Source organism: Lacrimispora struthionigena, from assembly GCF_048627165.1.
Classification (GTDB): Bacteria; Bacillota; Clostridia; order Lachnospirales; family Lachnospiraceae; genus Lacrimispora.
Genome location: NZ_JBMBWP010000001.1, coordinates 1,029,120 through 1,043,891, shown reverse-complemented (window position 1 = coordinate 1,043,891; position 14,772 = coordinate 1,029,120). Strand labels below are relative to the sequence as shown.

Genomic DNA, 14,772 nt, shown 5'->3' with positions numbered 1-14,772 from the left:
ATCCTCCTGTCAATTTAATTCCGGCAGTTCCTTCCGGATGAATTCAGCCCTTGCCATATCAAGCTCCTCTTTATTCAGAGGACGGTCTGAAATCTTTTGTAAACCCGCCGGCCAGATGCCAAGCATCAGGCGATAAACGTTAAACTCTTCTTTTGTATGAATCAGACCATCCTCCAGCCCTGCCATCATCTGTGACAAAAATATCATGGCATCTCTGGAAGTAAGTCTTCTGGCATATTTTAACACGCCATAAGACTTATAGATCTCATCTTCTCGTTCAACTTTGCGCCGCTGCAGGGATAACTTTCTAATCTGCATCTCCTGATTGGTCAGCTGAATGGCGGCCTTTGTAACAGTATCTATAATTTCCCGTTCTGTCTGTCCCAGTGTTTTCTGGTTGGATACTTCATACAGAGCTCCAAAATTATCTTCTCCTTCTCCGTAAACGCCTCGGACAGCCGCTCCAAAACGGCCCATCTCTCCAATGAGGCTGGAAAATTTCCGTCCCTGGGACAACATGGGAAGATGTACCACGACCGATGCTCTCATCCCGGTTCCCACATTGGTGGGAAACGCTGTCAGATAACCATACCGGTCATCAAATGCATATGGAAAACGTTCATTCAGGTAATCATCAATGCTGCTGGCCTGTTCCCACAGCTCTTCCAGATGAAGACCTGTCTTTAAAGCCTGAATCCGGATATGATCATCTCCGTTAAAAACAATCCCTGTAGCTTCATTTTCTGAAAGCAGGATCCCTACCGGGGTCTTTTTGTCAGCAATGGAAGAATTAATTGCCCTTCTTTCTTTCAGTGCAACCCGGTCCAGTTCGTTTAAATCACCCAGCATGGAAAAAGTAAGGGGGCTTGAAAATTCCTCTCCCAAATCCTTTAAACCGAATTCCAGGCGGTGAATCATCTCGCTGCTCTCCTTTTCATCCAGTTTGGAAGGGAATTTATATTCCTTCCAGTTTCTGACCAGGCGGATCCGGCTGCTTATTACGCCAGATCTGCCGTTGTCAGTCTGTTCATACCATTTAAGCATTGCCTTCATTCCCTTTCCTCAGTTCTTTTATCCGGTCTCTGCAAACTGCTGCAGTCTCGTAATCCTCAAACCGAAGCGCTTCTTTTAACCTGGCATCCAGTTCGTTGAGTTCGTTACTGCTGCTGTCAGATCCGTTTTCCTCTGAATCTTCGTTGTGGCTTTCATAATCCATCCTTTGGAAAGCCGGTGTTTTTCCTGTATGCATCAGACTGCCCTGCAGCTGTTTGATGCTGTCCTCCATTAGCGGGCCAAAGACGCTGTAACAGTCTGCACAACCAAAACGGCTGTCTTTTACAAACTCGCTGTAGCTTGTGCCGCAGTTAGGGCAAGCAATCTGCTGCAGTTTATCCGGTCCTTTTTCGGTATCTTCAATTCCAAGAAGACCTGATAACAGCTTGCCAAGAGGAAACTCCCCGTCAAAAATTGCTGCATACACACCAAAATCCATCTCTTTTGCACATTGGGCACAAAAATGGTGTTCTTTCTTCACACCATTGACCACTTCCGTATATTGAATATTTGCTTCGCGAATCTTACACTTCTCGCACAACATATAGAACCTCCAATCCAGGGAATCACTGTTATCTCTGGCTTTTCATAAATGACTGAAAAATCTCATCAACCAGCTGGTGAACCTCATCACACGAAATATTTTTGCAGATGCCTCTTGCTAATACAACGCTTAAATCCCTGCGCATCTCATCAAGAACCTGTATTTTATCTACATCAAGGGAAACAACCGCTCCTTTCCGGCGGTCCAGTTTCACAAATCCCTCCTGTTTTAAAACAGAGTACGCCTTATTTACCGTATGCATATTAATGCCTATATTATCGGCCATCTGGCGAACGGAAGGCAAGGGGTCTCCTTCTCTTATACTTTCCGTGGCGATTCCTATGATTATCTGGTTCCGAAGCTGAATGTAAATGGCTTCCTCACTGTTAAAATCAATTTGCAATATCATCTTTTCACCATCTTTCGTTATATCTGTTATACACATAATAGCACACGATAATGCATTTTTCAATATATAATATATGCCAGTATCTAAAACTCTGTATTCAAATGGGAAATTTTCTTTTAATCTCAGAAATTAATTATAACAAACCAATTTAGGCTTTTCAATAGAAGAGACTTGACAGGAACCTAGCTTTTTCCCTTTTCTAGAAAAAAATATCTAAAATTTTATGATAAATAAAACGAAAGCACCTGTAAAACATGGCGCTCTCGTTGGTATTTTCATTTATTTTATTATTTAGTCATTAAGATCCATGAACTCAAAGTCATCATCGTCATTTTTATTCACTTCTCTGCTTCTTTTGGTATCGCCTGTGCGTTCCTCTGGCTGGGTCTGATGAACCCTTTTTTTCGGCATTAAGTTCTGCTCCATCTCTTCCAGGCTGGACTCTTCCATAAAGTCATCCTCTTCCTCATAAGCAGGGGTCTTGGGGATGAATGTATCAGGCCTGTCCATATCGTCTTCTTCAAAATCGGAATAAAGACTTCCTGTCCGTTCTTTTTCGTCGAATTCCTCCCGGCTGTAACGCTTTACGTTTGCAGGCGGAGCGGCCTGTGCTCTGCTTTCCCTGCGGCTTACGGGCTCGTCCTTCTTCTTTGTGTCACGGAACGGTTCTCCTGAATCATATGGCCTTACATCCGATCCGCCGCCTCTTTTGATCAGGAAAATGACAATGATCAGTAATGCCAGTGCCAGCACGCTGATTGCGATTAATATATAGAACTGCAAATGATAGTCCTTAAGTAAATCGCTGTAGGTTTTGGCAAGTTCCACATATTTATCATTGGTAACTCCGGAAGCAAAATATCTCTGAACGGTCTTCTCGGAAAGATCATACCGGTAGAAATTCTTTTCTCCATTCCAGTTCATACCATAGAACAGACAGTATTCAGGCTTTGATTCCGAATCGGCAACCCAGCCGGTTACCTTGATTCCATCAATTTCGATCTGCTGTTCTTTAAAGCCTTCCGGAGCTGTAGTGTCTGTATCAAGAGGCATAATTACAACTGCTTTTTCAGTGGTTTTTACCTCAACAAACTGAGACCAGCTGTCTGCTGCTTCATTATAGATAAAGAATCCGCCATTACCGCCTTCATCTTTTAAATACAATAAGAGGATGTCTTTTTCAAGGCCTTTTCCAGCCATCACCTCAGTACCTTTATACTGATAGGTTTTCGCTTCAAATCCCTCTGGCAGTGTGGCTTCGTCAAAGGACGAGGCAATGCTGTACACAACATCATGAATGGTTACGGAAGCGGAGCTAAACTGAGCTTCACCAGTCTCCCCGCCTGTATTGGTTGCAGGAGTGGTTTCTCCCCCTTCCGGCTTGGTGACTTTAATTGTATAATTCTTAATTGTCTGGCCATCTTCTGCTGTTACTTTCACAACAACCTGATTCTCTCCGGCCTTTAATCCCTTTTCACCCTGAAGGGTTACATGGGCTCCTGCATTGGAAGCAACTGCGTTGACTACAAGGTCTGCTGTGTCTTTATCAACCTCTGCGGTATAACTGTCCACTGCTGCAGAAAAAGCAGGAGTTAAGGTTCCGGGTGAAATCTTTAAGGATTTTAATGTGGCATCCTTTGAGGTTGTTGCAGGAGATGTAACCTTTACAGTAGCGCTTCCCTGCTTTGATAATGATATGGCGGCGGAATTTACATCATAAATTTCCTGGGATGTAACACTTATTTTCGCGTTACCCGCCTTTAATGATTTAAATTTCAATGTGAAATTAAAGGCTTTCTGATCAGCAGAATTCATGGTTCCAAGTATCTTAATGGCTCCGGCTCCGCCGTTGGCACTGGTTCCACTTACAAATTCCAGAATTGCCGGATCATAAGAAAGCATGATCTCCGCGGTCCCCAGTGGTGTATCGCTGGTGACTTTCATATTCACAGTTACATCATTCCCAACCATGACGGAAGGGTCAGAAAATGAAATCTTTGCATCCGATGCCAAGGATACCATGCAGCCCCAGGGACTTGCGACTGCCATCATACAAACCAGCATAAGGCTGGTGATCAATCTTTTCAGTTTCCTATTCATATAGTCTCCTATTTCCTAATCTTACATTCCAAGTACTTTCTTCTGCAGCAGAAGAAGATCCTGGGAATTTACTTTTCCGTCACCATTTAAATCCGCTGCTGCTTTTCCAGCATCTGACAGATGTTCCAGACCCAGAAGATATCTTTGCAGCTTTAATACATCCAGACTGTTCACTTTTCCGTCACCGTTTACATCACCACTCCCTTTTGAGGCGGTGTTTGCAGAGGTTGACTGTGTCTGGGTCTGGGCAGGCTGTGTTTGTGCCTGGGTCTGTGCCTGGGTTTGTGCCTGCGTCTGTGCAGGACTTCCCGGTCCCTGTGAAGCCCCGGTAGATGCCTGTACCGATATATTGGAGGATCCTTCGGGTGCTATGGTAATGTTGCTGCCACCGGGTGTTCCTGCATTGGTTTCTGAGGATGAATTAGAAGCTCCTGGTCCCCTGCTGCCGGAAGAACTGTTACTGCCGGAAGAACTGTTGCTGCCGGAAGAGCTGTTGCTGCCGGTAGAACCGGGGTTACTTGGAGTACTGCTTCCGGAATTATAGGTCGGTCCGTTTGCCTGTCTGACTACATGAAGAATATACTCCCTCACATTACCGTTCTGGGCAGTAACGGAAACCTTAATATCATTATTACCATTTTGAAGTGCAATAGTCCCGGTTCCGCTTACGTTAGAAGCGGAATACAGTGCAGAAGCATTCACTTTAATACTGGTCACACCAGAATCCACAATCAGATTATATTCTTTTGTATCCCGGTCAAAGCTTGGTGTCATAACAAATCCATCTACACTAAGACCTGAAAGCTTGTTATTTGGATTACCATCACCAGTTGGCTGGCTGCAGGGATTTTCAGGCATATTGTTGTAAACCGGAATTTTAAATTCCAAAGCGGTCTGTTTCATATCATTATTATAAGCTTTTGAATACACCGCAGCTTCAGATGCTGCACCCTGCACATTGGTCATATACTGATGTTTATACAGATTCGCCCCCTGTACATTAAATTTCTTCAGATAAAATGTATCCTGCCCAACTTTTACGTAGTTATTACCATAATATAATGCGCCGCCTAAAATTGATTTTTCCGGCGAATTCCACGGACGTTCATAATTACCTGCCTGAGACGCCCACCATAATCCTCTTTGCACCGCAGTCATGTTTCCAGACTGATAAGCTTCAATGTTAAAGAAATTGTAAAACCCGGCATAGCCTGATTCTGTGCCGGAAATACTTTTGCCGGTACCTGCAGAACCCTGCTCCTGAATAATCATCGCTGCCAGAACATAAGGATTAACCCCGGACTGCGTGGCTGCATTCATAATCATACTGGCATAAGCACCGCTTCCAGTGGTAGTCCCAGTAGAAGGCGCAGAAGCAGAAGGTCCGGTAAGACTTGCTCCGGGCCCATAATCCATAAGAACATACGCATGGTTGGGTGTGATGGATGCATGGGGTGATTCCTGGCTTACATTGCCGGAAGAAGAACCCTGTGTTTCGGTTTTTCCGCCAGGACCAACATTGGCACCGGGACCTGAGGAATTACCTGAATTCGTAGACGTACCACTCTCTGTCGAGGTGGTTCCGCCTGACTGGGACGTATCTGTATTAACGGTACCTCCTGACAGGAAGGTCCCCTTAACCATGGTATTTAATCCTTCCATTGTATGCTTGTTACTGTCATAGGTATGTGTTAAAAACTGAAATACATTGGTTTCGTCCAGGAAATTCCTGGGATCCATATAATACTTTACAATATCCTCTGATGCAGTAACCCAGCTGCTTCCGTCAAATCCTACCCAGGTACTGTTGTTCCAGTCGTAAGCACCGGTTTCCGTGGATTTCCAGGAAGACATACTGTTTGTATGTACCAGTGTCTTTCCTACCAGACTCTCTTCCTTTACTGCAGTATTCCAGTCTATATTGGTTTTCTGTGCAGTAAACACCCAATTAGGGTACTGGGCATGAAGCGCCCTTAAGCGCGCCTTATAGCTTTCAGGAAACCCCTGCGCAGACAGTCTTGACTCAAAATCAGCACTGCTGGTGTAAACTGCGGCAAATTTTAAATAGCTTTTTGTAACGTAGCCTGACACGGTTTGTCCATTGGAATTGTTAAAGCGTATCTCATACCAGAGGGTTCCATCCGATCCGTTCTTTTCATTGACCACAGTGACAGCTGCACCATTGGTCAGTTTTGTAACGATTGAATAGGAAGTTCCCGGTCCGCTTCTCACATTCAGTGTTGAAGCATTCACCGTCGCCGACTTATTCGTATAAGCATACGTATCTATGTAAGGCGAAATCGGTCCTATAAAAGAATCGATCACCAGAACACTGGCAAGAAGTGCTGCCATCCTGCCAGCTTTTTTATACTTTCTCATCTGTTTCTCCCATAATACCCTTAAGTATTTTCATTACCAGTTATATGTAAATCATACATTATTTTATTATAATGACAAATGCTACCATGTGTCAACACAATCAGTTAATCTTCAACTAATTGGAAATATTTGTAAGAAAATCTTTCATTTTATCCATAGTAAAAAACAGCGGAATGCATAAGCACTCCGCCGCCTGAAAATCAATCCCGCTATTCTTCACTTCCTCTGTCATTATAACGCTCCAGATTGACACACATTTTCTCCATGACTCTGTAAAATACATCAATATCCGCCTGAGAGATTCCCTCGCTGACAATCTCCTCGAACTGCTCAAATACTTTCCGTATCTCCATCGCTTCCTTATATCCCTTTTCTGTCAGGCAGATGGAAAAGGATCTTCTGCAGTCGGGATTGCTTTCCCGTACAAGAAGCCCCAGTCCTTCCAGCTTATCGATGTTTCTGGACATTGCTGCTGCATCGATTCTGCATCGGTCTGCCAGTTCTTTCTGGGTAATACGATCCTCCTGCTGAAGATGGTACAATATTTTTGCCTGGCCCTGACCGGGCGTCAGTCCTAAATCAGACAGCAGAGGAAAAAAAATCTGTTTTCTTGCTTTTTCACCCCGCACCATCAATTCCCTGATACTTTGTTTCTTCACAATCTGCCTCCTTCTTTCTTAATTTATTCCAATTCAAACTGGCCTGTATAGAGCTGATAATACTTTCCCTGCTCTTCAAGAAGTTCTTCATGATTACCACGTTCAATAATCTCTCCCCGCTCCAGCACTAAAATCGCATGAGAATTCCGAACGGTTGAAAGTCTGTGGGCAATAACAAATACGGTCCGCCCTTTCATCAGCGTATCCATCCCTTTCTCAATCAGCTTTTCCGTACGGGTATCAATGGAACTGGTGGCCTCATCCATGGCCAGTACAGGTGGACGGGAGATGGCTGCTCTGGCAATGGCAATTAACTGTCTTTGTCCCTGGGATAAATTACTTCCATCATTTTCAAGGAGTGTATCATATCCGGCAGGAAGTCTTCTGATAAAAGAATCTGCATTGGCAATTCTTGCAGCCTCCCGCACATCTTCCTCCGTCGCATTCAGTCTTCCATATCTGATATTATCGGCAATGGAACCAGTAAATAAATGTGTATCCTGCACAATGAGTGAAATAGATTGCCTTAAGTCATCCTTTTTAATCTGCCGAATGTCAATTCCATCATAGGTAATCTGTCCTCCGCTTAATTCATAAAACCGGTTGACCAGATTAATGATGGTGGTTTTTCCCGCTCCTGTAGATCCCACAAACGCTATTTTCTGACCTGGCTTTGCGTATAAAGTAATTCCATTTAATATGGAATGTTCTGGATTATAGCCAAAAACCACATCATGAAAACGGACATCTCCCTCCAGGGGGATCAGCCGGTATCCTTCTTTGTCATCTGGCACCTTCCATGCAAAGCGCCCTGTATAAGTCTGGGACTCCATTAAAACTCCATGATCCCCTTCCTGGGCTTTTACAAGTGTCACATCTCCCTCATCTACTTCCTGCTCTTCTTCCATCATCAGAAAGATCTTCTCTGCACTTGCCAGAGCTACCATCAGGAAATTAATCTGCATGGTAAACTGGTTCATGGGCATGGCGCTTTGTCTTACATAAACCAGATAAGAGGCCAGAGTACCCAGGTTAATCAGCCCGGCGATTGCAAACAGACCTCCCACACAGGCAGAGACTGCATAGTTAAAATAAGATAGTGCAACAATTGTAGGTACTGTAATTCCTGTATAAATGGATGCCTTGGTAGCGGAAAGCCGGAGTGCTTCATTTAATTCACAGAACTTTTCAAAATCCTGTTTCTCATGGCGGAAAATCTTTTCCTCTTTCTGCCCTTCTACCATTTCTTCTACAAACCCGTTGATGCTTCCCAGATTCCTCTGCTGCTTTGCAAAATAGTTCTTACTTATCTTTCCGTTGTGCCGGATATAGAGAAGCATAACCACAAGAAAGAAAACAACAATCATGGAAAGACGCACATCCAGGATCAACAGCATGATGATAGTTCCTGTTGAAGTAATGAAACTTTGAATCAGCAGGGTAAAGCTGTTATTTAACGCTTCCGATATGGTATCCACATCATTGGTAAAATGGCTCATCAGTTCTCCATGGGTATGGGTATCAAAATAAACGAGAGGAAGCTTTTGTGTATGGCGGAATAAATCCATTCGGATCTCACTCACTACCTGCTGGGATACATGAACCATCATTCTGCTGTAAATCAGACAGGAAAGTGCTCCTGCCAGATAGATTCCGCCCATAATAAAAATCATGCGGATGAGGCCTGGAATGTCCCCTGGCAGAATATAGTTGTTAATCACCGGTTTTAAAAGATAGGTTCCCATAATACCCGAAAATGCACTGATACATACCAGAACTGCTATAATTAAAATGGAAATTCTGTAATGCCCAATATACTTTAAAAGATGGAAAAGGGTCTTTTTTGCATCCTTTGGTCTTGCACGTCCTGTCTGTTTCATGCCAAAAGCCCCCCTCCTTTCTGCTGGGATTCGAAGATATCCCGATATATTTCATTATGGCTTAAAAGTTCATCATGGGTACCGACTGCATTCACCTTTCCGTCATCTAAGATAATAATCTGGTCTCCATGAGAAACGGAAGAAATTCTCTGGCTGATTATAATTTTGGTCATATCAGGAAGCGCATCCTTTAAACCGTCATTGATCTTTTGCTCTGTAGCTGTATCAAGCGCACTGGTTGAGTCATCCAGAATGAGAATTCTGGGTTTTTTTAAGATTGCCCTTGCTATGCACAGCCTCTGTTTCTGCCCGCCGGAAAGGTTCACGCCTCCCTGTCCAAGGACTGTATCAAGCCCGGCATCCAGACGGTCAATGAATTCGTCCACACAGGCAATCCGGCATGCTTCTTTAATCTCTTCGTCGGAAGCAGTCTCCTTTCCCCAGCAGAGGTTTTCTTTCACTGTTCCTGAAAACAATGTGTTTTTCTGTAATACCATACCAATGGCTTCTCTTAAATGATCCTGGGTATACTGATAAATCGGCTGCCCATCTATTAGAATCTCTCCGGAGTTTATCTCATACAACCGCTGGATCAGCTGAACCAGCGTGCTTTTTGCAGCACCGGTCTGTCCGATAATTCCTACAGTCTGGCCAGGTAATATCTGAAAGGATATATCAGATAGCACATATTCTTTTGCAGTCTCCCTGTATTTGAAATATACATGATCAAACTGTATACCTCCCCTGGTAATCTCAATGTCAGTTGCACGATCATCACGGATTTCAGGCTCTTCTACAAGAACTTCTGAAATTCTTCTCCAGGAAGTCAAGGATCTGGTAAACAAAAGGAACACATTGGAAAACATCATAAGAGAATTCAGCACCTGAAGCACATAACTTAAAAAGCTGGTCAGGGCACCCACCTTCATATGTTCTCCAATTACAAGATTCCCGCCAAACCAGAGAATGCTTAAAATGGTTCCGTACATAACAAACTGCATGGCAGGCATGTTGAGAGCTGCCAGTGAGAAGGAGTGTTCGGAGGTGTTCCTTAAATATGTATTGACCTCTCCGAATTTTTCTGTCTCATATTCCCCCCGTACATATGCCTTTACCACACGAATTGCTCTTAAGTTCTCCTGTATGGCACGGTTTACTAAATCCATGGCGCCCTGCATTTTCCCATAAAGGGGTCTTACATTCTTAATAATAAAAAATAAGATTACCGCTAGCAGAGGGGCAGCAATAAAAAATACCATTGCCAGGCGGGCATTCAGCCGGAAAGATACCACCAAAGCGGTCAGCATCATCACTGGGGATCGAAATCCGGGTCGCATCCCATTGGTTATGGAATTCTGAATGGTGGTAACGTCACTGGTGAGTCTTGTTACCAGGGAAGATGTGCTGAATCGGTCTGTATTGGCAAAAGAATAGGTCTGCATCTTCTGAAATTCTGCTTTACGGATCTCCGCACCAATTCCATTTCCACAGATTGCTGTAAAACGTGCGCAGGCATGCCCCAGTAAAAGAGCAACTGCTGCGAAGGCAATCATCTGTCCTCCCTTCATTAAAATATAACTTTTGTTGCCGGTTGCAACTCCCACATCAATAATATCTGCCATAATCATTGGTATGATCAGTTCAAATACGGTCTCGGCCTCGATGCAGATAATTGCAAGAATCAATTCTTTTTTGTACTTCCTGGCATAATGCAGCAGATTATTCATTTTTTCTTCTCCACATTGATTATTACAATAATTGTATTTGCAACTATTGACTATACAACTATTATATTCTCTTCTATGGGAATGTCAATGAAATCACTCCATTTTTCCAAAAAAATCAGGCCTGGAGTCCCTGTTGCAGGGAACTCCGAAGCCTGATTCTAAATCTGGTTTATTAAACCGGATAAGTCTTATTCTGTTTGTCAGCCAGAGTGGAATCCACACCTGTCTGCTGCGCTGCACGGTATTCAAAGAATTCCTTAGCAACACTTGGGAACAGAGCATAGGACAGAACATCTTCATCCTGCTGTTTCCACTGTGCACATTCTTTCTCAAACTGAGGAAGCTGTGGTGCGATTAAGTCAGCCGGACGGCAGGTAATTGGTTTTTCATCACCAATGATCTTTTTCTGTACTTCTGGATTAAAGGGTTTTACTGTCTGTCCGAACTCACCCATAAGGATTTTTTTGGTCTCCTTGGTTACCATCTTATAACGCTCACCGCTGATCACGTTTAATACAGCCTGAGTTCCCACAATCTGGGAAGATGGAGTAACCAGAGGTGGCTCACCAAAGTCAGCTCTTACTCTTGGAACCTCTTCTAATACCTGTAAATATTTATCTTCCTGCCCTGCTTCCTTTAACTGGCTAACAAGGTTGGAAAGCATACCGCCTGGCACCTGATACTGGAGTGTCTTAATATCCACACCAAGCACTTTGGGATTTAACCGGCCGCTCTTTAATGCCTCATCCCTGATCGGCTGGAAATGAGCTGCAATTTCAGCCAGCAGGTTCTGATCATATCCTGTGTCATATGGTGTTCCACGGAAGGTTTCTACCATTACTTCAGTTGCTGGCTGGCTGGTACCTAATGCCAGAGGTGACATTGCTGTGTCAATAATATCGCAGCCTGCTTCTACTGCCTTTAAATAGGTCATGGAAGCAACACCGGATGTATAATGGGTATGAAGGTCGATAGGAAGTTTGGTTGACTCCTTTAATGCACGAACCAGCTCATCCGCATTATACGGAGTTAAAAGTCCGGCCATATCCTTAATGCAGATGGAATCTGCACCCATATCCTCAATTCTTTTCGCAATGTCTTTCCAGTAATCCAGAGTATAGGAATCACCCAGTGTATAGCTTAATGCAACCTGAGCATGACCCTTTTCCTTATTACAGGCTGTTACTGCAGTCTGTAAATTACGCATATCATTGAGACAGTCAAAAATACGAATGATATCAATACCGTTTGATATGGATTTCTGAACAAAATATTCCACTACATCATCAGCATAATGATTGTATCCCAGAATATTCTGTCCGCGGAACAGCATCTGCAGCTTTGTATTCTTAAATCCGTCTCTTAATTTTCTCAGTCTCATCCAGGGATCTTCTTTTAAGAAGCGCAGGCATGAATCAAAGGTAGCACCGCCCCAGCATTCAACTGCATAATAGCCAACCTGGTCCATCTTCCCCACGATGGGAAGCATCTGCTCAGTTGTCATTCTTGTAGCAAGCAAAGACTGATGAGCATCACGAAGAACTGTCTCTACAATCTTAACCGGCTTTTTTTCTATATCTGCCATTTTCTTACCTCCTGGTTATTGTTCATTTACTTTGCTTTTCGATTATTTCACTCCGAAGATAGCCATGAATGTACCGGCTGCAACTGCAGTACCGATAACACCGGCTACGTTTGGTCCCATGGCATGCATCAGCAGGAAGTTGGTTGGATCAGCCTCTGCTCCGACTTTCTGGGATACACGGGCTGACATGGGAACTGCGGATACACCAGCGGAACCGATGAGCGGATTCACTTTGCCTCCTGTTACTTTACACATAAGCTTACCGAATAAAACACCTGCAGCTGTTCCAAAGGAAAATGCAACCAGTCCCAGGAAGACTATTTTCAGCGTATTGGAATTTAAGAATGCTTCTGCGCTGGTGGTTGCACCTACTGATGTACCTAAAAGGATAACAACAATATACATCAATGCATTGGAAGCTGTCTCTGTTAATTGCTTTACCACGCCAGACTCTTTAAATAAATTTCCCAGCATCAGCATACCAACCAAAGGAGCAGTTGTCGGTAAAATCATACATACAACAGTTGTTACAATGATTGGGAACAAAATTCTCTCAAGTCTGGATACCGGACGAAGCTGTTCCATCTTAATCTTGCGCTCTTTCTCTGTAGTAAGAAGCTTCATAATGGGTGGCTGTATAATCGGAACCAGAGCCATATAGGAATATGCCGCGACCGCAATGGGTCCCATCAAAGATGTCATTCCCAGTTTACTTGCCAGGAATATAGAGGTAGGGCCATCTGCGCCTCCGATAATGGAGATCGCTGCAGCTGCTTTATCACTAAATCCCAAAAAGATAGCCAGAAAATATGCGGTATAAATACCGAACTGGGCAGCCGCTCCCAACAGAAAGCTCTTAGGGTTTGCAATGAGCGGGCCAAAGTCTGTCATAGCTCCTACACCCATGAAGATAAGTGGAGGAAGAATCCCCCATTCATCCAATTTAAAGAAATATTGCAGCAGTCCGCCGCCGGCACCATCCGCTCCAACTTCTTTCATAATATCCGGATAGATATTTACCAACAGCATACCAAAAGAAATCGGCACCAGAAGCAGTGGCTCAAATCCTTTTCTAATCGCCAGATATAAAAACAGAAAAGCGACCAGGATCATAAGCATGTTACCTGCAGTCAGGTTGAAGAATGCGGTCTGCTGAAGAAGATTGGTGAATGTATTACTAATATAATTCATGTTAATCCCTCCATAAGGAATCCGCGCTATTTATTGTGATAGCGGATCTTTCCGTACTAGTTTAATGTAGCCAAAGTTGCGCCTGCTTCTACGGAATCACCCACTGCTGCCTGAACGCTTGCAATTGTTCCATCGGAAGGTGCTACGATTTCGTTCTCCATCTTCATGGCTTCCAGAACAAGAAGAACTTCGCCTTTTTTCACAGACTGTCCTGCGCTAACCTTAACGCCAAGAATCTTGCCTGGCATTGGTGCAGTTACTTTTACGGAACCTTCCGGTCCTTTTGCTGCAGTTTTAGGTGCCGGAGCTGGTGCTTTAACCGGTGCGGAAACCGCTGCCGGAGCAGATACTGCTGCGGCTGTACCTGTTGTTTCTTCTACGGTTACATCGTAAACATTACCATTCACTGTAATTTTATAATTTTTCATGATGACAATCCTCCTGATTTTATGCTTTTTTCCAATTACCGGCTGCTGCACGTTTAATGGAACGAACAACAAGGCCGCTTGGTGATACTCCTTCAGATGCTGCAATTGCTGCTGTTATTACAGCTGCCAGTTCCAGATCATCCTTCAGCTCGTCTTCCTCTGCGAGGGGTTCGGTAAATACCGGTTCAGCTTCAACAACCGCCTTTGTATTTGATCCTTTTTGTTTATTAAGCAGCTTCTCTTCAAATATGCTGATATAGCGGAATCCACCAATCAGCAGACTGATAAATATTAAAACCACAAATACTGTTCCCATACCCATCAGTGTATTAAAACCGGCTTTTTCCATCTTTTCACCTATGGTGTATTCTGGAATAAACGCCACACCGGTAATCTTGGAAAGCTTATGGTCAAAGGTTACGGTAAACTCCATGTTTCTCTTTTCAAATACGGTATCCACCGTAGCAGTAAATCCGTCCTTACTTTCTTCTAATTTCAAAGAATCAGAAGCTTTAACGAAACCGCCTAAATCACCCTTCACATTATTCCAGGAATCGATTCCCTCTGCTAACGCAGCCACCTCATCCTTTTTCGTCAGGCTCTTTCGCATCTGCTCGGTATCTTTGTCCTCAAGACCGGTGTACAGCTCCAGATACGAGGCGACGGGAATCTGCTCAAGCTGCGCCTTCATATCAGCATCAATGCCTTCGGACTTATTACTGGCAGCACCGCATGCAGATAATGAAAAGAGGCAGACTGCCATAGTAAGACCCACTACTGCTCGTTTCAAATTTAATTTCATATGCCTGTCACCTCA

Annotated in this window: 12 protein-coding genes; all 12 read right to left on the bottom strand. The window is 43.8% G+C overall.

Features of this window, described 5'->3' with window-relative positions; all coding sequences use genetic code 11:
• Positions 1 to 9 precede the first annotated feature (9 nt).
• Positions 10 to 1,044 (bottom strand): ATP--guanido phosphotransferase, encoded by a 1,035-nt coding sequence (locus ACOAOT_RS04805; RefSeq protein ID WP_420216655.1) that lies wholly within the window; start codon positions 1,042 to 1,044, stop codon positions 10 to 12.
• Positions 1,037 to 1,597: a UvrB/UvrC motif-containing protein gene (locus ACOAOT_RS04800; RefSeq protein WP_420215934.1), complete on the bottom strand. Its 561-nt coding sequence runs from the start codon at positions 1,595 to 1,597 to the stop codon at positions 1,037 to 1,039. The genes ACOAOT_RS04805 and ACOAOT_RS04800 overlap by 8 nt, the downstream gene beginning before the upstream one ends.
• A 28-nt stretch (positions 1,598 to 1,625) precedes the next feature.
• Complete coding sequence (locus tag ACOAOT_RS04795; protein WP_104437099.1) at positions 1,626 to 2,006, bottom strand: GntR family transcriptional regulator; 381 nt, start codon at positions 2,004 to 2,006, stop codon at positions 1,626 to 1,628.
• A 291-nt stretch (positions 2,007 to 2,297) separates the two neighbouring features.
• The gene (locus ACOAOT_RS04790) at positions 2,298 to 4,106 is read right to left on the bottom strand and encodes a cadherin-like beta sandwich domain-containing protein (RefSeq protein WP_420215932.1); all 1,809 of its coding nucleotides are present in this window, start codon (positions 4,104 to 4,106) and stop codon (positions 2,298 to 2,300) included.
• Between the two features lie 21 nt (positions 4,107 to 4,127).
• Positions 4,128 to 6,485 carry a dockerin type I domain-containing protein gene (locus ACOAOT_RS04785; protein WP_420215931.1) on the bottom strand — a complete coding sequence of 786 codons (2,358 nt, stop codon included), beginning with the start codon at positions 6,483 to 6,485 and terminating at the stop codon, positions 4,128 to 4,130.
• Positions 6,486 to 6,694: 209 nt separating this feature from the next.
• Positions 6,695 to 7,144 carry a MarR family winged helix-turn-helix transcriptional regulator gene (locus ACOAOT_RS04780; protein ID WP_420215930.1) on the bottom strand — a complete coding sequence of 150 codons (450 nt, stop codon included), beginning with the start codon at positions 7,142 to 7,144 and terminating at the stop codon, positions 6,695 to 6,697.
• A gap of 23 nt (positions 7,145 to 7,167) precedes the next feature.
• Entirely contained in the window at positions 7,168 to 9,024 is a 1,857-nt protein-coding gene (locus ACOAOT_RS04775) for an ABC transporter ATP-binding protein (RefSeq protein WP_420215929.1), read from the bottom strand.
• On the bottom strand, positions 9,021 to 10,751 hold the full coding sequence (locus ACOAOT_RS04770) for an ABC transporter ATP-binding protein (protein WP_420215928.1): 1,731 nt from the start codon (positions 10,749 to 10,751) through the stop codon (positions 9,021 to 9,023). Before ACOAOT_RS04770 ends, ACOAOT_RS04775 begins: the two co-directional genes overlap by 4 nt.
• A gap of 172 nt (positions 10,752 to 10,923) precedes the next feature.
• Positions 10,924 to 12,336, bottom strand: a complete 1,413-nt coding sequence (locus ACOAOT_RS04765) for an oxaloacetate decarboxylase subunit alpha (RefSeq protein ID WP_420215927.1) — start codon at positions 12,334 to 12,336, stop codon at positions 10,924 to 10,926.
• A gap of 42 nt (positions 12,337 to 12,378) precedes the next feature.
• Complete coding sequence (locus ACOAOT_RS04760) at positions 12,379 to 13,527, bottom strand: sodium ion-translocating decarboxylase subunit beta (RefSeq protein ID WP_420215926.1); 1,149 nt, start codon at positions 13,525 to 13,527, stop codon at positions 12,379 to 12,381.
• A gap of 56 nt (positions 13,528 to 13,583) precedes the next feature.
• Entirely contained in the window at positions 13,584 to 13,955 is a 372-nt protein-coding gene (locus ACOAOT_RS04755) for a biotin/lipoyl-containing protein (protein WP_420215925.1), read from the bottom strand.
• Between the two features lie 19 nt (positions 13,956 to 13,974).
• Entirely contained in the window at positions 13,975 to 14,757 is a 783-nt protein-coding gene (locus tag ACOAOT_RS04750) for an OadG family protein (RefSeq protein WP_420215924.1), read from the bottom strand.
• Positions 14,758 to 14,772: the final 15 nt, after the last annotated feature.

What these genes read in the sequence shown, in the direction of transcription:
- ACOAOT_RS04805 (WP_420216655.1), bottom strand. Translation starts at nt 1,044, where the DNA reads ATGCTTAAATGGTATGAACAGACTGACAACGGCAGATCTGGCGTAATA.
- ACOAOT_RS04800 (WP_420215934.1), bottom strand. Translation starts at nt 1,597, where the DNA reads ATGTTGTGCGAGAAGTGTAAGATTCGCGAAGCAAATATTCAATATACG.
- ACOAOT_RS04795 (WP_104437099.1), bottom strand. Translation starts at nt 2,006, where the DNA reads ATGATATTGCAAATTGATTTTAACAGTGAGGAAGCCATTTACATTCAG.
- ACOAOT_RS04790 (WP_420215932.1), bottom strand. Translation starts at nt 4,106, where the DNA reads ATGAATAGGAAACTGAAAAGATTGATCACCAGCCTTATGCTGGTTTGT.
- ACOAOT_RS04785 (WP_420215931.1), bottom strand. Translation starts at nt 6,485, where the DNA reads ATGAGAAAGTATAAAAAAGCTGGCAGGATGGCAGCACTTCTTGCCAGT.
- ACOAOT_RS04775 (WP_420215929.1), bottom strand. Translation starts at nt 9,024, where the DNA reads ATGAAACAGACAGGACGTGCAAGACCAAAGGATGCAAAAAAGACCCTT.
- ACOAOT_RS04770 (WP_420215928.1), bottom strand. Translation starts at nt 10,751, where the DNA reads ATGAATAATCTGCTGCATTATGCCAGGAAGTACAAAAAAGAATTGATT.
- ACOAOT_RS04765 (WP_420215927.1), bottom strand. Translation starts at nt 12,336, where the DNA reads ATGGCAGATATAGAAAAAAAGCCGGTTAAGATTGTAGAGACAGTTCTT.
- ACOAOT_RS04760 (WP_420215926.1), bottom strand. Translation starts at nt 13,527, where the DNA reads ATGAATTATATTAGTAATACATTCACCAATCTTCTTCAGCAGACCGCA.
- ACOAOT_RS04755 (WP_420215925.1), bottom strand. Translation starts at nt 13,955, where the DNA reads ATGAAAAATTATAAAATTACAGTGAATGGTAATGTTTACGATGTAACC.
- ACOAOT_RS04750 (WP_420215924.1), bottom strand. Translation starts at nt 14,757, where the DNA reads ATGAAATTAAATTTGAAACGAGCAGTAGTGGGTCTTACTATGGCAGTC.